Here is an 18,784-nt window from a genome sequence, read left to right as displayed (position 1 = left end):
GTGAGTCCTCGCGCCGGCACGTGCATCCGCTTCGTGCCGGCTCGTTTTTAGGAGCGTGTTGTGGCTGTCTCCTTGAGCCCTACCGAACGGCGTGCGTCTTCCCTGAGCGCATTTGCTGACCGCGTGATTCCGAAGCTCGTTCTGTCGCCGAGCGTCGTGATCAGTCTGATCTTTGTTTACGGTTTCATCCTGATTACCGGCTATCTGTCGATGTCGACCTCTCGACTGATGCCGAATTACACGTTCGCCGGCTTCGACCGGTATGAAGAACTCTTCTCGAACGACGTGTTCTGGACTTCGGCCAAGAACCTGGCCTTGTTCGGTATCCCCTTTATCGCGATCTGCACGCTGCTTGGCCTGTTCCTCGCGATCCTGCTTGACCAGAAGATCCGTACCGAAGGCGCGCTTCGCGCCATCTTCCTGTACCCGATGGCGCTCTCGTTCATCGTGACGGGTACCGCATGGCAATGGATTCTGAATCCGAGCCTCGGCCTCGAAAAAGTCTTCCACGACTGGGGCTGGACGTCGTTCTCGTTCGACTGGCTCGGCGATCCCGACAGGTCGATTTACTGCGTGGTCATCGCTGCGGTGTGGCAATCGACGGGTTTCTGCATGTCGCTGTTCCTCGCAGGTCTGCGCGGTGTCGACGGTGAAATCTTCAAGGCCGCCCAGGTCGACGGCGCGACGCTGCCGCGGATCTATCGCAAGATCGTGATCCCGAGCATGCGTCCGGTGTTCTTCTCGGTGCTGCTGATCCTGTGCCACATCACGATCAAGACGTTCGACCTCGTGATCGCACTGAATGCCGGTGGTCCGGGCACGTCGTCGTACCTGCCCGCGATCTTCATGTACACGTTCTCGTTCAACCGCGGCCAGCTCGGCCTCGGTGCCGCCTCTTCCGTGATGATGTTGCTGACCGTGGTTGCCGTGCTTGTTCCGCTGATGTATCTCGAATCGAGGAGCACGCGCAGTGGAAACTAAATTCACCGTCAATCGCGCGATCATTTACGCGATCCTGATCCTGTTCGCGCTGTACTTCGTCTTCCCGATCTACGTGATGCTGTCCACGTCGTTCAAGGACCTCGACACGCTGCGCGCGACCAACCTGCTGACGCCGCCGTCGCATCCGACGTGGGCCCCGTGGATCCGCGCGTGGAGCGAAGCCTGTACCGGTGTGCGTTGCGAAGGCATGCAACCGTTCTTCATGAACTCGGTGAAGATGGTGATTCCGGCCGTGCTGTTCTCGTCGATCATCGGCGCGTTCAACGGCTACGTGCTCACGCACTGGCGCTTCCGCGGCGCCGACGGCCTGTTCACGATGCTGCTGGTCGGCTGCTTCATTCCGTTCCAGGCCATCCTGCTGCCGATGGCTCGCCTCGAAGGCCTGCTCGGTCTGTCGAACTCGACGACCGGTCTGGTGGTCGTACACGTGATCTACGGTATCGCGTTCACGACGATGTTCTTCCGGAACTTCTACGTGTCGGTTCCTGCTGAGCTCGTGAAGGCCGCCCGCATCGACGGCGCCGGCTTCTTCACGATCTTCAACAAGATCCTGCTGCCCGTCTCGCTGCCGATTTTCATGGTGTGCCTGATCTGGCAATTCACGCAGATCTGGAACGACTTCCTGTTCGGTATCGTGTTTTCGGGCGTCGATTCGATGCCGATTACGGTGGCACTGAACAACCTCGTGAACACCTCGACGGGCGTCAAGGAATACAACGTCGATATGGCCGCGGCCATCATCGCTGCGTTGCCGACACTGTTGGTGTACGTGATCGCGGGTCGTTTTTTCGTGCGCGGGCTGACGGCCGGCGCGGTCAAGGGTTGATGGCAAGCGCGGCGCTTGCGTGACTTGCGCCGCGCCCTCCCCTGCCAACTCACAGTATTGTTTGAAAAGGATTCAGTCGCATGGCCAGCCTATCCATTCGTGACGTCTTCAAGACCTACCCGAACGGTGTCGAAGTCCTCAAGGGCGTCAACATCGATATCGAAGACGGGCAGTTTCTGATTCTTGTCGGCGGCTCCGGCTGCGGCAAGTCGACGCTGCTCAACATGATCGCCGGTCTCGAGACCGTCACGCGCGGCGAGATCCGCATCGAAGACAAGGTCGTCAACAACCTGTCGCCGAAGGATCGCGACATCGCGATGGTGTTCCAGTCGTACGCGCTGTACCCGTCGATGACGGTTCGCGAAAACATCGCGTTCGGCCTGAATATCCGCAAGGTGCCGCAGAACGAGCAAAAGGAAATCATCGGCCGCGTGTCGGAAATGCTGCAGATGAGCCACCTGCTCGACCGCAAGCCGGGCCAGCTCTCGGGCGGTCAGCGTCAGCGCGTGGCCATGGGCCGTGCGCTCGCACGCGATCCGAAGATGTTCCTGTTCGACGAACCGCTGTCGAACCTCGACGCGAAGCTGCGTATCGAACTGCGCTCGGAAATCAAGCTGCTGCATCAACGCCTGGGCACGACGATTGTGTACGTGACGCACGATCAGATCGAAGCCATGACGCTCGGCGATCGCATTGCGGTCATGAAGGACGGTGTCGTTCAGCAGTTCGGCGCGCCGCAAGACATCTACAACAGCCCGTCGAACCTGTTTGTTGCAGGCTTTATCGGTGCGCCGTCGATGAACTTCATCAAGGGCACGCTCGTCGAAGCAGGCTCGGCTGTCGGCATCACGATTGATACGGGTGTGCAGAAGACTGTGCTGAACCTGCCGTTCAGCGCGAACGCCGTGCGTGCATCGATTGGCAAGGAAGTGATTCTGGGCTTGCGTCCGGAACGCATCACCGACGACCGCAGCGCGCACAACGTGGCCGATGCGCAGCTGCAAAGCATCGAGGTCAAGGTCGATGTGATCGAGCCGACGGGTCCGGACACGCTCGTGTTCTTCAAGCTCAACGGCGCGCGTGCGATCAGCCGCGTTCACCCGTCGTCGGATCCGCATGCGCGTGAAACGCTGAACCTGCTGTTCGACGTGTCGAAGGCTGTGCTGTTCGATCCGGCTACCGAAGCCCGTATCGCCTAAGCTGTTTTTCTGCAGATCTGCTGTTCCGACGTTTTAATCCAGACGTTCAACGGGTCGCCGCATGGCGACCACCGACGCGCCGCGCTCCCCGCGCGGCGCCATCGCGCTAACGGATATTCCATGACTGGCGAGTTCCAACACCGCAATCTGCCGATGTTGCTGCTGCAGGCCCGCGAAGCCGCGATGTCGGTGTTCCGACCCATCCTCAAGCAATTCTCGCTGACCGAACAGCAATGGCGGATCATTCGCGTGCTGCACGATCATCCGACCGGTGAAATGGAAGCCGGCCAGATTGCGAAGGAATGCTGCATCCTGAGCCCGAGCCTGACCGGCGTGCTGGAACGTATGGAACGCGACGGCCTCGTGCAGCGCGTGCGTCCGGCGCAGGACCAGCGCAAGGTGGTCGTATCGTTGAGCGCGAACAGCAAGACGCTGGTCAAGCGCATCGGACCGCTGATCGAAGAGCAATATCGCCGCATTGAAGACCAGATCGGCATTCCGCGTCTCAACGATCTGTGCCGCGTGCTCGACGATTTGAAGTCGGGCATTGCGTCTGTCGATTCCGTCACGACCGCAGAGCACGACACCCCCCTGCCCGCGCGTGTTGCCGATCCGGGTGAACATGCCGACAACGACGCCATTGCATCGGCGGAATCGGCGATCGTCTCGGCAGCAAGCTAGGTAGCTAGCAAAGCAGGCGGGCACCGTCGCACCGACAAGGTGGGGGCGCGACAGCCGAGCCGTCAAATCCACGCCTGCCCTCTCACGACAGCGGATCGTCGCTATCCAGCGAACGCCCCGCGGACTTGCTCAGTGCGCAACCGCCTCTCTGCCTCGCGCGACGGCACTGCAGTCTAGCGGCGCAGCAGCCTGCGAACGCCATTCACGCGCCGCCCTCGGCGAATCGACGAGCACCGCCTCGATCCCCAGACACGCCGCGTCGTGGTAATCGCCCACGTTGTTGACCGCAAACGCCACCGTGTGCGCTGGCCCGTTTGTATCGAGGCACGCGAGCGCCGTGCGCGTCCATAGCTTCGCCTTGACCGGCGTACGTGCCTCACCGAGCGTGAACGACTCTGTCACCTGCATATCGCGCTGCCATTCGAAGCCCGTCCACACGCCATTGGCAGGTGCATCACATTGCCCCGACAGCGCGACGTCCAGCAGGCGCCCGCGCGTCGCATCACGCGACTCGAACAAGCGAGCCAGCGGATAAGCGGCAAAGGCCTTCTGGTACGTCGCATCCGTCGAATAGATCAACACGCGTGGCCATGCATGCCGCGTGGTCAACACGGCCGCAACAGCGGCCGCCTGCGGCTCGGCCGGCAAGGCCTTCATGTCGAGGATGACCGGAATGTCCGGTGGAATCAGCGCGAGTGCGGCATCGAGCGTCGGGATCGGTGTCGGATCGACACGATAGGGAAAGATCACCTCGCCGCTCGGCAGCGTCTTTCTGAAATTCCAGCCCGCGTTGATCCGCGTCAGTTCGACCGCCGTTCGGGACGACACAGGGCCGCTCTCGGGCGTCAGTGCCTTGAGATTCGCCGGACGGTACAACACCGGAACGCCATCGGCACTGAGCTGCACCGTCAGCCAGATCCGGTCGGCGCCGTTGCGCAGCGCGCCATCGATCGCACGCAGCGTGTTTTCCGGGTAGTCGGCCGTACCGCCGCGGTGCGCGACGATCGCGGGCAGACGCGGCCCGGTCGCATCCGCTTCCGCCAGTCCGCATGCCGCCAGCCACGCAGTGAGTACGACGATCAGCACAAAGGCCATTCGATGCATCGAGTCCTCCGGTTGCGCGCACGTTCATCCGACGAAGCCGTGCAGGAGCGACAGTATGGCCGCTGCGCCTGCCGGTTGCTGGCACAAAAAGCTGGCAAATCTTTTCGCATTAGTGAAAAAGCGCCGCAGGCCCGTGCAGACGCGTGGGGCCGTCCCCGGTGGCAAACGACCCGCTCCGGTACAATCCCCGCTTGGCGAGACACATTCGCGCCCTCTGCCCCTGTCCCTCTTGCAGAACTCCATGTCGCAAAACCAAAGCCTCTTCGAGCGCGCGCAGCGGACCATTCCCGGCGGCGTCAATTCCCCCGTGCGGGCCTTTCGTTCAGTCGGCGGCACGCCGCGTTTCATCAAGCGCGCGCACGGCGCGTACTTCTGGGATGCGGATGGCAAGCGCTATATCGATTACATCGGCTCCTGGGGTCCGATGATCGTCGGTCACCTGCATCCCGACGTCCTTGAAGCCGTGCAACGCGCGATCGCGAGCGGCTTCAGCTTCGGCGCGCCGACCGAAGCCGAGATCGAAATCGCCGAAGAAATCTGCAAGCTCGTGCCGTCGATCGAACAAGTGCGCCTCGTCTCGAGCGGTACCGAAGCGACGATGAGCGCCTTGCGCCTTGCGCGCGGCTTTACCGGCCGCAGCCGCATCGTGAAATTCGAAGGCTGCTATCACGGCCATGCCGACAGCCTGCTCGTCAAGGCCGGTTCGGGCCTGCTGACGTTCGGCAACCCGACGTCGGCGGGCGTCGCGCCCGAAGTCGCCGCCCAGACCACCGTCCTCGAATACAACAACGTCGAGCAACTGCATGAGTTCTTCGGCGCGCTCGGCAACGAAACAGCGGCCGTGATCGTCGAACCCGTCGCAGGCAATATGAATCTCGTGCGCCCGACGCCCGAGTTCCTGCTCGCGTTGCGCGAACTCTGCACCGCGCACGGCACCGTGCTGATCTTCGACGAAGTCATGTGCGGCTTCCGTGTCGCCCTCGGCGGCGCTCAGGCGTTCTACGGCATCAAGCCCGACCTCACCTGCCTGGGTAAAGTCATCGGCGGCGGCATGCCCGCCGCGGCCTTTGGTGGCCGTCGCGACATCATGGCCATGCTGGCACCGCTCGGTGGTGTGTATCAGGCGGGGACACTGTCGGGCAACCCGGTCGCCGTCGCGGCTGGCCTTGCAACCCTGCGGTTGATTCAGCAGCCCGGCTTCTACGAAAACCTGACCGCGCGGACCGCACGCCTTGCAGACGGCCTGACGAAAGCCGCACAGGACTCTGGCGTCGTCTTTTCCGCTGATGCAATCGGCGGCATGTTCGGCCTGTACTTCGCGCCGCAAGTGCCCAAGCGTTTTGCTGACGTGACGCAGTCCGACATCCCGCGCTTCAATACGTTCTTCCATGCGATGCTCGATGCCGGCGTCTATTTCGCGCCGTCGGCTTACGAAGCAGGCTTTGTGTCGAGCGCGCATGGCGACGCGGAAATCGATGAAACGATTGCGCTCGCGCGGACCGCATTCTCCGCAATGGCGGCCTGATGTTCTCGGACACCGACTTCGCGCATATGGAGCGAGCCCTCGTGCTCGCGGCCAAAGGCATGTACACGACCACGCCGAATCCGCGCGTCGGTTGCGTGATCGTCAAGGACGGCGTCGTCATCGGCGAAGGCTTTACGCAGCCTGCCGGCCAGGATCACGCCGAGATCCGTGCGCTCAAGGATGCACGCGCGCGCGGGCACGACCCGCGCGGGGCCACCGCGTACGTCACGCTTGAACCGTGCAGTCATTTCGGCCGTACGCCGCCGTGCGCCAGCGCGTTGATCGATGCGAAGATCGGACGCGTGATTGCGGCAATGGAAGACCCGAACCCGCAAGTGTCAGGACGGGGCTTACAGATCCTTCGCGCTGCAGGCATCGATGTGCGATGCGGGCTGCTCGAGCGTGAGTCGTACGAACTCAACATCGGCTTCGTGTCGCGCATGACGCGGCGCCGGCCCTGGGTCCGCGTCAAAGTCGCGTCGAGTCTCGACGGCCACACGGCCCTGCCCGATGGCACAAGCCAATGGATCACCGGCGAAGCGGCACGTGCAGACGGCCATGCATGGCGCGCGCGGGCTTGCGCGATCCTGACCGGCATCGGCACCGTGCTCGGCGACGATCCGCAGATGACCGTACGCGCCGTTGAAACGCCGCGCCAGCCCTTGCGCATACTCGTCGATCGCAATCTCGAAGTGCCTTCGACTGCGCGACTGCTCGAAGGACCGGCGCCGCTCGTCTACTGCTCAAGCGATGCGGGCGAGGCTGCGCCGCGCGCGCAGGCACTGCGTGATCGAGGCGTCGAAGTCGTCGCGTTGCCCAATGCCGCGGGCAAAGTCGATCTGCCCTCGATGCTGCTCGATCTCGGCAAGCGCGGGATCAATGAATTGCATGTCGAAGCCGGCTACAAGTTGCACGGCTCACTGCTGAGAGAAGGCTGCGTCGACGAGTTGTTGCTGTATGTCGCGCCGAGTCTGCTGGGCGATGCCATGCCGATGTTCAATCTCGCGCCGCCCGCAACACTCGATGCGCGCACGCAGCTCGCATTCCATTCTGTCGACCGGCTCGGTGACGATTTACGCATTCTGGCGCGCATTGCAGCCTCCGCGGCATCGGCTCCGCCTGAGGCGGTTTGAGGCTAGCCGGGCGGTACCACCTGATTCATAGCCATTACGATTGAAGGACCGAACCATGTTTACAGGCATTGTCGCCGCAGTGGGCCGCATCGAATCCGTCGAACCGGAGCGCGCAGGCGATCCTGATGCAGGCGTGCGCCTGACGATCGAAGCGGGTTCGCTCGGTCTCGACGACGTGGCGATCGGCGACAGCATCTCGATCCAGGGCGCATGCATGACCGCGATCGAGATCAAGGGCAACCGCTTCACGGTCGACGTATCACGTGAAAGCCTGAACCACACGGTCGGGCTCGAAGTCCCCGGCGACGTGAACCTCGAGAAAGCGCTGCGTGCCAACGACCGGCTCGGCGGCCACCTGGTCTCGGGTCACGTCGATGGTCTCGGCACCGTGACGCGTTTCGCCCCGGTAGGCGAATCACATGAGCTGCGCGTCCTCGCACCGCAATCGATCGGCCGTTATCTCGCGTTCAAGGGATCGGTCACCGTCAACGGCGTGAGCCTGACCGTCAACTCCGTCAACGATCGCGCAGACGGGTGCGAGTTCTCGATCAACCTGATCCCGCACACGGTCGAAGTCACGACGCTTCGGCATCTGCGTGAAGGCAGCAAGGTCAATCTCGAGATCGACGTGATTGCGCGGTATGTGGAGCGGATGCTCAGTGCATCCGCTACGAGCCATAGTCATTGAACCGCTGTCGGTTCGCGATCACGTCTGTCGGCCCTCTTCTGGCTCTGCGTGTGCATCGTTCGGACACAATTTCTAACGCTACGCGTCAGTCGGGCACATGAGCCGTCGCGGCGCGGTCCCGACCAACGGATTTGACATCCCGTCGTCAAGACAATCGACGCGCGCTTGCTAGTCTTCGATGTGTCGCTCATAGATTGAACGGAACATTCAATCGTAAAGATCGCATTCCAACTTCAATGCGCCGTGCAAATGCGCGAATTTTGAATGCGCGACAACATCAGAACGGCGAAACTAGCGACAAGAATGCGCGAGAAGGCTCAGCGTCTGAGCACTACCTAAGCTTTAGACGTCAATGCATTCCCCATTGGTAAAATGCAACGCTCGCGAAGTGGAGGGGTGACAGACGCCCCTTGCTCAGCGACACATCTCTGCGACACCATCGCTATGAATGCCACCGCCAGCCAATATCGCGGGTCGGAAAAACACAAGAATCGTCCTTCTCATGGCGCTAAGGGCACGCTATGTCCGGAATGGACGCATTCGATACCTCAAAGCGGCTACGAAGGCGACCCATTCCACCACGATTGGTCGCAGACGGAAGCCCACACCCTTTTCGCAGCCGCCGTGCCGCACCCTGATGGAGAGGAGCGATGCTACGCGACCATGAATGGAATCGCTTTTGAGGCGAAACCTACCAATGATGGAAAATGGCATGGATACCCTGTCCCTTGGAAAAGCGTGCCGGATCTTATCGTTGACCAATGGCTTGAGAGTCGCGCTGTGACAAATCGACAAATCAAGCAACGCCAGAAATACCTCAAGACCAACATTCACTGGGCTTTGGAAGTCAATCCAAATGACTAGCATCCACACATTCGGCAATCCAGATAGCTTTGAGATTGCCGCCCAGTGGTTGAACGATCGGGAACCCAGAGACCGACTCCCAAAGGAGTTTGGATGGTCGATGGGCGAGTTGCGAATCAAGGTGGGGGGTGTCACGCTCACCGAACATTGCATTCACGACGAACGGCGAGGGGCGATTCAGTGGTACTTGGGGCCTGTTGTTTCCTGGCTCATCAGCCAGTGGAAATGGCTCATGCACGAGGAAGCGTTTAGCTGGCAGACGCGATCGGGTGAATCGGCTGCGGTCGCAGTCGCCGCCGACCTGGAGCGGTATATCGCATCAGAGTATGCTCCCGACAGGAAACTCTACAAGACAGTGCGCGACTGGTGGAAACGGCACGCACTGCATTCCGCGGATTCAAGTGCCTTATATCCCGACATCTTCTTTCGGCGAGTCAGCGACAACATCGAGATCTCTTGGCTAGACAGACAGCCTGAGTTTCCTCCTACCGGCTTTGAACTGGACTTGAGACCTGGCGCCGCGCTCCTTCCGGTGGAGGATGTCGCAAAGCCGCTCTGGGACTTTCTGCAATGGGCCGTCGGTTCGGCTCGACCTGTTACTGATGGAGATCAGAAGCAAGTTGACGACCTCCGCCTACGCTTGACCGCCCTTCACGAGACTACCGCCGCTGAATTCGAGGCGACACGTGTTGCAAACGAGACCTTGCACACTATTTTGGAGAAGGTCCAAGCTGAATCCCATTGGAAACCCAATCGGAAAGCGCTGACCACCCCTCCCGTGGTGACTGAGTTAGATGCTCCTGCTCTCATGTTCGGCGGCTTAAACGTGAACATTGGAGAGCGCGACGTGCGCGTTCTTTTTAACGTGTTGGTACAGCATCGCGATGGGATTGAATCGCATAAGCTCAACGCGCTCGCTTCGTCCCCTTCGATTTACGAATACATCCAGCCCTACACGCATGGGTACGAGCTCGCCTATCAAACACGTGAAGCCCTCGGAATCGATCATTACGCTACATACGTCGATATCGAGAAGATCCTGAGCGACCTAGGGGTCACGATCCGGGACGAGACTTTACAGACCAACAGCGTCCGTGGCGTGGCCATCGCAGGCGTTGGGTTTTCGCCATCAATCCTGGTTAACAAGAGCAGTGGATTCAACGAAAACAAGCGCGGAAGGCGATTTACTCTCGCTCACGAGCTCTGCCACATTCTTTTCGACCGCTCGAGTGCCCGACGTCTTTCTCACATAAGCGGGCCGTGGGCGTCAGCGCGTGTCGAAAAGCGAGCCAATGCGTTCGCGGCCATGTTTCTGGCCACGCCTCACGCACTGGAAAAGGCGTCGACACCAGGAGATCTTAGAACCCGGATCAAGCAACTTTCCGAAGAATTCGAGATTGGGACAAGGGCATTGCTCGAGCACATGCGCAACCTGGATCTGCTCAACGATGATGAGCTACTGCGGATGACTGACAGAAACGACGCAAGCTATTGAGACACGCCCAGCACTTCGCACACTTCTCCGGTTGGTCCATGCGTAAGCTCCCCTGTCAACTAGACAGCGGTCGATAGAGATTCGAGGCAAGGGTTAGCCTGAGCATGAACTGCTCGGCGGACGTCACCTTGCTCACGATCCCTGATAGATGTCGGGCGCTGGCCAGTTCAACGTCTTGAATGCCACAGCGCCTTGATTGATCTTCGGCGCTGCGGCTGCCGGTGCCAACGGCAATGGCGCGGGGCACGGATGGATCTCACTCGCCCTGCGTGGCTGACTCAGCGTCAACAAGTTCGCCAGCGTGGTGGCCGACCTGAAACGTGGCACGTTGAGCAAGGGAGGTGTCTTGGTATCCAGGATCAGAGCAAGCGTTGCCGCGATGGAGACGTGATCGTGAAAGCCGTGGTCGATGGTGCCTTGCTTGACGTACGGGGACACCACGATAGCGGGGACTCTGACGCCGAAGCGGTCGAAGCGGAAACCCCGCTTGGTCAGTCCGGTCGGCTGGGTCGGCTCGAGAGTGGGCATATCGCTCACCACGGACGCGTCGGGTATGACGTGATCGAAAAAGCCACCATGTTCGTCAAAAACAATCAACAGCAGGCTTTCTTCCCAATAGACTGAACTGCGAATCCATTCGTAGACGTTGGCTACCAATGCCTCGCCGCTTCTGACGTCACCGCAAGGGTGCATCGACTCACCTCGACGAAACCCTCCGATCGGGTCGTACTCAGGCTCGATAAAGATAAAACTCGCGTCGACCTTGCCTGCAGCAAGGGCAGTCTGAAGTTCGGGGTGTCTGATGAAGTTCGATGGATGCGCGTCCACGCCTTTGAGCGACCAGGATTGCGGTGTATCACCGTGAGCGACGAGCCACTGCTGCGGCGCCAATCGAGTCAGAAGCGAGTCACTACCGTTCCCGAACTTTGCACCTTCGAAGATGGTGTCCACCACGGTGTCGGCATCGCTCGGAGAGTGGTCCAGTCCCCACGATGTCCCGGCCAATGCAAACAGCCGGTTCGGCCAGGTCGGGCCCGGCATCGAGGCAAACCACCGGTCACACACGGCAAACTGGCGGGCGAGGAAGTTCAGCACGGGCAGTTGGTCTGGCGTAAAGCCACGCATTCCGACGGGCACGTCGTATCCGTGTGCCTGGAGATCGTAGGCATATCCCAACGCTGCGGGACTCGTCGCAATGGGCGGATAGGTGCCCCCGGCCAGCACAGCGGAGTCCTGCCGGATACCGGCGAGGTAAGCCGCCGCATTGACCGGACCGCACAGCTGAACCAGCGTGTCCGTAAATTCGTGGCCGGGATCATAGGGCATTCGGAACATCGCCCCAGGTCCGACGGCGTAGGCGTTGTGGTTGGCATCCGTGTTTGAGATCGCTACCTTGCCGAGCAATCCATCCGCCTGCGTCGCAGTCCCGTCAGGCGTCCAGCCGCTGATGTCCGACCAACCGAAGATGTTGTCGTACGAACGATTCTCGAGCATCAGCACAAACAGTTTCTTGATGTTCTGAATGGCCGTCATAGCGTGCTCCATGTGTCGTTGGATTTGAAACAGATACGCTGCCCTTAGTGCGACTTTGCAACGGTCAGGTATCCGATGACGAGTTCGCTTGGCGACTTCCACCCGCTATCGTCGACTGCCCAGAGAATCTTGATGGCTGCTTCGGTGGCGACACGCTGACCCAGTCTCGCTAACACGGCCTTGAGTACGGCCTCGACTGTCTTGTTATCGCCGAACGACAATTTCCCGAACACGCCAAGCGAAACACCCACGCCACCGAAGCTGCCTACCGTCAGCCCTGTCATGCCGGATACGCTCTGATTGACGAGTTGCGACACGTAGTACACGGCCTTCGCTTTGTTTGCGTCGAGCCCGCAATACGCCGCGCTGGCTGGCGTAGCAGCTGTCATCGCCGCCTCCGCCTGTGCTGCAGCTTCGCCATCGGCCGCGTCGGTCGCCCCCGCCGCTTGCGGAGCAGAAACGGTTGACGGCTTTTGCGGTTGCCCATACAGCGCCTGAACAGGCGCCCACGTTTCATCACGCAGGACCTTCGAATCCAGAATCTCCGGGTCATATTCAAATGCAACAGCGGTCGGCACAGCGATTTTGCTTCCCTCGGACGTCCCAGCCGGAGCTGGGGCTGCCGGTGATGCGGGCGCGGCCGCCTGGACAGGCACCGGCGTTGCAGGAATCGTCGCCTTCTTAGCGACACGCATGGGCTGGGCGGCATCGTGCCCGAGCTTCGGCGCAGCTTTCGCTTCTGCATGCCCGGCGGGAGCGGCGGCGGTCTCCCCCGGCACCTGACCGTCCGCACCCTTGGCTCCCGCCTTGCCCCCCGATGCGTTCGCCGTCTCCGCTCCCATGTACGGGTAGTAATGACTGTTTTTGGCCGCATAGTCCGAGGGGCTGAACGGGGCCGTGGGCGTCCCTGCCTCGACCCAAACCGGTCGCCGATCGGCGAAGTCCATCAATGCATCGACGAACACGGTAACCACCGCAGCGATTTCGGTATCACTGACGGTTGCCGACATCGCTGGCGCGGGGATCGCCGTGCCCATTCGATCAACGTACTTGTTGTTGAACAGGGCATCGAGGTAGTAGTAGAGGACGACGGCGAGCAGCCTCGCGTTCTGTTCGTCTTTTGCCGGGCCCGCTTTCGACGCTGCCCCGGAACTCGCCATCGCCCGCGTGACCTCGTGCATTTTCAGCGCGAACGTGAGCGGAGACTGCGTGACCTGACCGTGCACCTGGTGAGCCAATCCGCGCATATCCAGAGGCCCAAGAGGATTCTCGTTAATGGGCTTACCCGGCAGGTTCGTCAAACGTTCCGCGACCGAATCAAGGACTTTGCCCAACACCCCACCGCTCGGCTCGCTGGAATCGTTGTCGCCCGCCAGAATATCCAGCCCGCGCTTGATGAATCTGATGCGCTCGGGCGCGGCATCCTTCGCCTTAAAGACCTCCGAGCTTTCCAGACAGGCGGATTTCGCAAGGGGCAGCCCGTTCGCCGGTCTGACATTCGGGAGTGTTTCCTTTATATCGATTGAGCTGCAACCTGCGCAGAGGCAAATCGCGCTTGCGGCAAGTGCGCTTTCCAAGCGTCTGACATGCATCGCGGCTCCTTACTTTATTTGTTCGCGAAACCCAACGCTGCATCAATTCGGCAGAGGCGATCCGACTCAACGGAATTCACGCGTCCACGCTTGTCTGTGATCGCTTGCCGGAAATGGGCGACATCATCCCGATCGCGAGTCGTCGCGACCAAGATCCAGTTTTGTCGAAGAGTCTTGCTGCTAAGCGGATGGGTACCGTCGGCGACGCCGACGCAAGAACGCGAATGCAATTGCACACGGCGGCTGATGCGCAGACTGCAATGGGGCAGAAATTCGCACGATGAGTCTCCCGCCTGAATGTGATTTCACATCAGACTTTCATCACGACACTTAGGGAAAATCAACAACCAAGTAAGAAAGCCTTTCTTTGGCGTGCTTCGGAACGGCATGAGAATAAATTACGTCGTCCCATTTCATTCTTCAAATGCACGTATACCCTCTCGGGTCCGACGAAGTAGATGGGGGGTCCGCGGGACAATCGCGTCGGTTTGTGCAAGCGCCAACATCCCGTTTCCATTCAGCATTCACGTAGGGTCATCAACGATCGCCGAGACCATACGTGAATGCGAACAACATCAAGAAGAAACTGATCTACGAGCCAGACGAACACCGGGTCAAACACTGTTGGCATGAGCCTTTCGCAGGCATCGTCCGCTGCGGCGTGGCAGTCGTCGGCAAATGCCCCAGAGTCATGTCCAAAAGGCAGGCGCGCGACCTACTCGATGACGCTGAGTACGAGGGGAAGATCCCCGGCGAAAAGGCGTTCGATGCGCAACCCAAACGCATGTGGAATGTTCATCGAGGCATCGTATACGAAGCTGTGCGCACCCAAGCCGGTTCGTATCACGGCTATCCATGGTTTGGTCGCCCCGGCAGAAATCGCCTTCCCCGTCGCGTCCGCTCTGTTCTTCAGGAACGCGCTCAGCGGCAAGGCTATGAAAAAGAGTTTCACGAATGGATGACGTGTCATGAATGCTAATTCACTGCTCCGATTCGAGTTTTCGCCCGACAACGATGCCCAACGCGTCAATGATGGCTGGGGCCTCGGCATGCTGCTGCTAAACGGCAAGCCCTATTGGTTTTTCGGCTCCGACGCAGACCCTTCGCCAGTGTCGTGGACCTGGATTGATTTCCTCGAATATCTGGCGGGCGCGTGGAGCGCACTCGCTTCTGAACAGTCCTATCCGTTTGATTGGCTTCAGGACGCAACGCATCCCGGCGAACTATGGACCATCGCCGACCGGCGTTGGGCGCAGACCGGGGACAGCATCGCGGATCTTGAGGAGCCCGCCCTGATCGAATTCGATCGCAGGCACAACCTCTCCGCTGCGTGGAAAGGACTCGGGCTCCCGGCAGTCACCTGCTTTCGCACCGGTGAAACAGTATGGCTTTGCCCCGAGCTTGGAGAGCCGCTACGCGAATCGCTCCGCGATTGTCTGGATAGTCTTCGGGAGTTTGGCGACAGACTGGCAAGTGCCTACGCAGGTTCAAGTAACCCGCGCGTGGCCGCCGCAGTCGTAGCCTGGCGCGATCGCCACGCTACATTTCGGCCTCGAAACATGCCGCTTGTGACCGCCCTCGCACCCGCGCTTGTGGACTGCGTCGAGGAATCGCGACATACGGCGGTGTATTGGGCGAGTTCGTCAAATGCCGGGCGACCAAGATCACTGCACGCGAAGGAGCGATGCACGGCGTTCTATGGGGCAACGACCGAGCTTGATCCCTGATCTTCGCTAAAGATCTCAATCGCCGCTTGATGGAAGGCGGAGCGACGCATTTTCGCCCCGCCTACTTCGCAACTTCAGATTTTCGCAATAGCCAGTCTTGGATTCCGCCAAGCACTTGCCGCTCGATTCCAAGGAATCCATGCGGAGAGTGCCCCTGACATTCCGTCGTCTTGTCGCCACTCCCCTCGCCCGAGTCCATCGATACGAAATCGAAGTGGTTGTGATCGGCCAGCTGCTTTGCCGCGTAGGGCGGTGACGATGCACACTCGTCATGTTGGTTCGACACGACCAGTCCGCGATACTTCGTGCCGTCCACATCGAGGCTTGCAAGCGTGCCACCACCTCGGCGCGACACAGTGACAGGAGAAGTCAGCACATACGCGTCCGCGAGGCTTGGATCGCGTTGCGCTGCATTGCCGACCGAGACCGTTCCCGCGCTTGTGCCAACTAACGCAATCTTGGCGTTCGGGAAACGCTGCCGCACATTGGCCACAACGGCCTTCGAATCGGCGAACGACTCGCTGCTCAAGCGAAACAGATCGTCGACGCCATCGGCTTTGTCAGACGGCGTGTCGACGAGCACAACAGCATCGCCGGCTTCAAGCCAGTGACTCGCTGAACGCACCAGAAAGTTGCCTCTGAGCGTTGTTGCCCCCGTGGCATCCAGATGCAATGCCCCGGGCGTGCCGGGAAACAGCACGACGACCCAGTCCGGGTTCGGAGCCGGCGATTCGATAAAGATGCTTTGCGTCACACCATCTCGCGTCGTCAAGCGCACCAGATCACCGTGGTCGAGTGGCGCAGCGAAGGTTTGAATCGAAACAACGATCGCTGCCAATGCTCCCAGAAAGCGTCTCATCGAAGGTCGTCCTTTTGCACGCAACGTCAGAAACTGTCGTTGAGTCATATCAAGATGGATCTGTAAACGGCAGCGTATCCCACATATCCCTTCATTCCCTAGCCATCATCCCCCGCAAAACTCGCCTCGAAAAGCCAGCAGCGTCGTTTTCCAACACACCAATAAAATAAAATCAACATTGACACGCCAGAGACAAATTAACATCAAAGAATGACATAACGCACGCGAATACCCGCTAAGCGTTCTCTCAAAAGAAGAGAGTCTTCATTGATTGCGCACAGAATCGCAGCAGCTTGGGGAAAGCTGGATCAATGGGGCCTAAAAACAATTCCAGACCAATGACCAAATTACTTTCACAACTCAGCCTTGCCTCGAAATTGGCGATTCTCGGCGCAATGGCACTTGTTCTTGTTGCAATTCCGAGCACCTTCTATTTCTACGGCACGAATGCCCAGATCAGCCTGAAGGAGCGCGAGATCTCGGGGATTCCGACGGAACGGGCGGTCTTGCGGGCCTTGCAGTTGACACAAAAGCACCGCGCCGATTCGGCTATCTGGCTATCGCCGGACAACACCGGTGATCATTCTCCGCAAAAGACGGCCGACGATGCGGAAACGGCATACAAAACTGTCAGTGCAGAAGTCGAACAGTTCGACAAAAGCGATCCCGTGATTCAGCAATGGGCGCGCACCGTCGATGCATGGCACACCTTGCGCCAGAACGTCGCAAACAAATCCATTAATCAACGAGAGAGCTTTACGGCACACGCGAGCGTCATTGCGAATTTGCTTAAGGCAAACGCTTTGCTTCTCGATCACTACGGATTGTCGATCGACGGCGATCTCGATACGTCACACCTGACGACCAGTTCTTTAAGCGATCTTCCCGCACTGACCGAAGAGCTGGGCAAAGCACGGGCCAAAGGCGCGAATATCCTGTCCCAGGGCCACGCCACCCCGGCTGATGTGGTCGAACTCACCAATCTGCTCGACCGCGGCAAAGAGCGGTCCGGCCTGTTCAACAGCGCGATGGGCAAAGCCACCAGCCAGAATCCCGAGCTCGCCAAACTGCTGACGCGTCCGATCGAAGATGCTGAGGCCGCGGCGGCAGGCGTACTGGACCTTGCGGACAAACGCATCGTAAATGCGACGGCGCTCGATCTCGCGCCCGTCGAGTACGTCAAGCAGTACACGCACGCGATCGATCTGTTCTTCAGCGCGGGCACCATCGCCGTGGACGGCCTTGACGTGCAGCTCCGGCAACAGCGCTCCCACCTGCGCGCCATGCAATTGACCGTGCTTGCCACGCTGCTCGTCGTCGTCCTGCTGTCGGCCGCGTTCGCGATGGCGGTTATCCGCTCGGTCGTGAGGCCCATCGACCAGGCCGTCGAGTTCGCGCGCCGGGTCGCAAAGGGCGACCTCACGGGTCATCTCGCAGTCACGGGCAACAACGAGAGCGCTCAGCTCCTGCTCGCATTGCAGGACATGAACGCCCAGTTGCTCGGGCTGGTTGGCAACGTTCGACATAGCTGCCTGGCCATCGCAGAGGCCGCCAACGAAATCGCGCGCGGCAACACTGATTTGTCGCAGCGCACGGAAGAGCAAGCTGCGTCGCTCGAAGAAACGGCATCGACGATGGAGCAGCTGACCGCCAGCGCGAAGCAGAATGCGCAAAATGCGGGCGCCGCGTTTGATCTTGCGCATGCCGCATCGGAAACGTCCCGCGTCGGCGGGAGTGCCGTCGAGTCCGTGGCCGTCGTGATGGACCGGATATCGGGCCGCGCCACGAAAATCAGCGAGATCGTCGGCCTGATCGATGGCATCGCGTTCCAGACCAATATCCTCGCGCTGAACGCTGCCGTTGAAGCCGCACGCGCGGGCGACGAGGGCCGTGGTTTTGCGGTCGTCGCCGGAGAAGTCCGCGCACTGGCACAGCGAAGCGCGTCTGCGGCCAAGGAAATCAAGTCGCTGATCGAAGAATCGGTCTCGGAGATCAAGGAAGGCGCCGATACGACGACCACAGCCCGCGACACCGTGTCACGGACGGTCGACGCGATCCGGCAGGTCAACGCGATCATGGACGAGATCGCGACGGCGTCTCAGGCCCAGGGCAACGGCATCGATCACGTGAGTATCGCGATCTCGCAGATGGACCAGGTGACTCAGCAAAACGCGGCGCTAGTCGAACAAGCGTCGGCCTCCTCCGCAGCCATGGCGGAACAGGCCGAGAAGCTGACACGAGCCGTGGAAGTGTTTGTGGTTGCCTGAGTGTAAAAACGTGGCGCCTCGTCGCATCCACGGTCTTAGACAGTGCGACGAGGAATACGGCCGACATAACAGGCCGAGAGGCTGACACGAGTTGTGGAAGTGTTGGTGATTGCCTGAGTGTGACAACGTGGCGCCTCGTCGCATCCGCAGCCTTAGACGGTGCGACGAGGAATAAAGCCGATACGTAAGCCACGAGCTATGAGCAGAGCGTGCGAATGGATCTGCGGCTTGCGGGTTTTGCGGATCAATGGATTCAAACGGCAGTGCGGGTCCGTGTCGCCCGACCGCA

The 18,784-nt window shown here is 60.1% G+C and carries 15 protein-coding genes and 1 pseudogene; 12 read left to right on the top strand and 4 right to left on the bottom strand.

Going from position 1 to position 18,784, the window contains the following annotated elements; all coding sequences use genetic code 11:
* The first annotated feature begins 102 nt into the window (after positions 1-102).
* From ACMFWR_RS05865 to hpaR, 4 genes and pseudogenes are all read left to right on the top strand, one after another.
* On the top strand, positions 103-981 hold the full coding sequence (locus ACMFWR_RS05865; RefSeq protein WP_413194794.1) for a carbohydrate ABC transporter permease: 879 nt from the start codon (positions 103-105) through the stop codon (positions 979-981).
* The gene (locus ACMFWR_RS05860) at positions 971-1,828 is read left to right on the top strand and encodes a carbohydrate ABC transporter permease (RefSeq protein WP_413194070.1); all 858 of its coding nucleotides are present in this window, start codon (positions 971-973) and stop codon (positions 1,826-1,828) included. Before ACMFWR_RS05865 ends, ACMFWR_RS05860 begins: the two co-directional genes overlap by 11 nt.
* 80 nt (positions 1,829-1,908) lie before the next feature.
* Positions 1,909-3,027 carry an ABC transporter ATP-binding protein gene (locus tag ACMFWR_RS05855; protein ID WP_413194069.1) on the top strand — a complete coding sequence of 373 codons (1,119 nt, stop codon included), beginning with the start codon at positions 1,909-1,911 and terminating at the stop codon, positions 3,025-3,027.
* A gap of 120 nt (positions 3,028-3,147) precedes the next feature.
* A pseudogene (gene hpaR / locus ACMFWR_RS05850) lies at positions 3,148-3,564 on the top strand (homoprotocatechuate degradation operon regulator HpaR); the annotation flags it as partial.
* A 273-nt stretch (positions 3,565-3,837) separates the two neighbouring features.
* On the opposite strand, the gene ACMFWR_RS05845 reads toward hpaR, so the two are convergent.
* Entirely contained in the window at positions 3,838-4,812 is a 975-nt protein-coding gene (locus tag ACMFWR_RS05845) for a glycerophosphodiester phosphodiesterase family protein (RefSeq protein WP_413194068.1), read from the bottom strand.
* A 55-nt stretch (positions 4,813-4,867) separates the two neighbouring features.
* Here ACMFWR_RS05845 and hemL point away from each other — a divergent pair, with 55 nt between their 5' ends.
* The 5 genes from hemL (at position 4,868) to ACMFWR_RS05820 (ending at position 10,517) form a co-directional block, all read left to right on the top strand.
* Complete coding sequence (hemL, locus tag ACMFWR_RS05840) at positions 4,868-6,337, top strand: glutamate-1-semialdehyde 2,1-aminomutase (RefSeq protein ID WP_413194067.1); 1,470 nt, start codon at positions 4,868-4,870, stop codon at positions 6,335-6,337.
* Entirely contained in the window at positions 6,337-7,470 is a 1,134-nt protein-coding gene (gene ribD, locus ACMFWR_RS05835) for a bifunctional diaminohydroxyphosphoribosylaminopyrimidine deaminase/5-amino-6-(5-phosphoribosylamino)uracil reductase RibD (RefSeq protein WP_413194066.1), read from the top strand. Before hemL ends, ribD begins: the two co-directional genes overlap by 1 nt.
* Positions 7,471-7,525: 55 nt before the next feature.
* Positions 7,526-8,158 (top strand): riboflavin synthase, encoded by a 633-nt coding sequence (locus ACMFWR_RS05830; protein ID WP_413194065.1) that lies wholly within the window; start codon positions 7,526-7,528, stop codon positions 8,156-8,158.
* Positions 8,159-8,602: 444 nt separating this feature from the next.
* Complete coding sequence (locus ACMFWR_RS05825; RefSeq protein ID WP_413194064.1) at positions 8,603-9,022, top strand: hypothetical protein; 420 nt, start codon at positions 8,603-8,605, stop codon at positions 9,020-9,022.
* A complete protein-coding gene (locus ACMFWR_RS05820) occupies positions 9,015-10,517 on the top strand; it encodes an ImmA/IrrE family metallo-endopeptidase (protein WP_413194063.1) in 1,503 nt (500 codons plus the stop codon). The genes ACMFWR_RS05825 and ACMFWR_RS05820 overlap by 8 nt, the downstream gene beginning before the upstream one ends.
* A gap of 132 nt (positions 10,518-10,649) precedes the next feature.
* Here ACMFWR_RS05820 and ACMFWR_RS05815 read toward each other — a convergent pair whose 3' ends face one another.
* Complete coding sequence (locus ACMFWR_RS05815; RefSeq protein WP_413194062.1) at positions 10,650-12,050, bottom strand: alkaline phosphatase family protein; 1,401 nt, start codon at positions 12,048-12,050, stop codon at positions 10,650-10,652.
* A 44-nt stretch (positions 12,051-12,094) separates the two neighbouring features.
* Positions 12,095-13,387 (bottom strand): hypothetical protein, encoded by a 1,293-nt coding sequence (locus ACMFWR_RS05810; protein ID WP_413194061.1) that lies wholly within the window; start codon positions 13,385-13,387, stop codon positions 12,095-12,097.
* Positions 13,388-14,201: 814 nt separating this feature from the next.
* Between ACMFWR_RS05810 and ACMFWR_RS05805 the strand changes: the two genes are divergently transcribed.
* Together ACMFWR_RS05805 and ACMFWR_RS05800 are read left to right on the top strand one after the other, a co-directional pair.
* A complete protein-coding gene (locus ACMFWR_RS05805; RefSeq protein WP_413194060.1) occupies positions 14,202-14,621 on the top strand; it encodes a hypothetical protein in 420 nt (139 codons plus the stop codon).
* Entirely contained in the window at positions 14,611-15,369 is a 759-nt protein-coding gene (locus ACMFWR_RS05800; protein ID WP_413194059.1) for a hypothetical protein, read from the top strand. Before ACMFWR_RS05805 ends, ACMFWR_RS05800 begins: the two co-directional genes overlap by 11 nt.
* A gap of 61 nt (positions 15,370-15,430) precedes the next feature.
* On the opposite strand, the gene ACMFWR_RS05795 is transcribed toward ACMFWR_RS05800, so the two are convergent.
* The gene (locus ACMFWR_RS05795) at positions 15,431-16,228 is read right to left on the bottom strand and encodes an alpha/beta hydrolase (RefSeq protein WP_413194058.1); all 798 of its coding nucleotides are present in this window, start codon (positions 16,226-16,228) and stop codon (positions 15,431-15,433) included.
* Positions 16,229-16,623: 395 nt separating this feature from the next.
* On the opposite strand from ACMFWR_RS05795, the gene ACMFWR_RS05790 reads away from it, so the two are divergent.
* Positions 16,624-18,495, top strand: a complete 1,872-nt coding sequence (locus ACMFWR_RS05790; protein ID WP_413194057.1) for a methyl-accepting chemotaxis protein — start codon at positions 16,624-16,626, stop codon at positions 18,493-18,495.
* Positions 18,496-18,784 lie beyond the last annotated feature (289 nt).

It is taken from the genome of Pararobbsia alpina, assembly GCF_965118125.1.
In the GTDB taxonomy this organism is placed as follows: domain Bacteria; phylum Pseudomonadota; class Gammaproteobacteria; order Burkholderiales; family Burkholderiaceae; genus Pararobbsia; species Pararobbsia alpina_A.
Note: the sequence above shows the minus strand (reverse complement) of the source record. Positions and strands in the feature narration are given on the sequence as shown.

Coding starts and splice junctions, on each gene's coding strand:
- ACMFWR_RS05855 (WP_413194069.1), top strand. CDS start 1,909: ATGGCCAGCCTATCCATTCGTGACGTCTTCAAGACCTACCCGAACGGT.
- ACMFWR_RS05845 (WP_413194068.1), bottom strand. CDS start 4,812: ATGCATCGAATGGCCTTTGTGCTGATCGTCGTACTCACTGCGTGGCTG.
- hemL (WP_413194067.1), top strand. CDS start 4,868: ATGGCCGCTGCGCCTGCCGGTTGCTGGCACAAAAAGCTGGCAAATCTT.
- ribD (WP_413194066.1), top strand. CDS start 6,337: ATGTTCTCGGACACCGACTTCGCGCATATGGAGCGAGCCCTCGTGCTC.
- ACMFWR_RS05830 (WP_413194065.1), top strand. CDS start 7,526: ATGTTTACAGGCATTGTCGCCGCAGTGGGCCGCATCGAATCCGTCGAA.
- ACMFWR_RS05825 (WP_413194064.1), top strand. CDS start 8,603: ATGAATGCCACCGCCAGCCAATATCGCGGGTCGGAAAAACACAAGAAT.
- ACMFWR_RS05820 (WP_413194063.1), top strand. CDS start 9,015: ATGACTAGCATCCACACATTCGGCAATCCAGATAGCTTTGAGATTGCC.
- ACMFWR_RS05815 (WP_413194062.1), bottom strand. CDS start 12,050: ATGACGGCCATTCAGAACATCAAGAAACTGTTTGTGCTGATGCTCGAG.
- ACMFWR_RS05800 (WP_413194059.1), top strand. CDS start 14,611: ATGAATGCTAATTCACTGCTCCGATTCGAGTTTTCGCCCGACAACGAT.
- ACMFWR_RS05795 (WP_413194058.1), bottom strand. CDS start 16,228: ATGAGACGCTTTCTGGGAGCATTGGCAGCGATCGTTGTTTCGATTCAA.
- ACMFWR_RS05790 (WP_413194057.1), top strand. CDS start 16,624: ATGGCACTTGTTCTTGTTGCAATTCCGAGCACCTTCTATTTCTACGGC.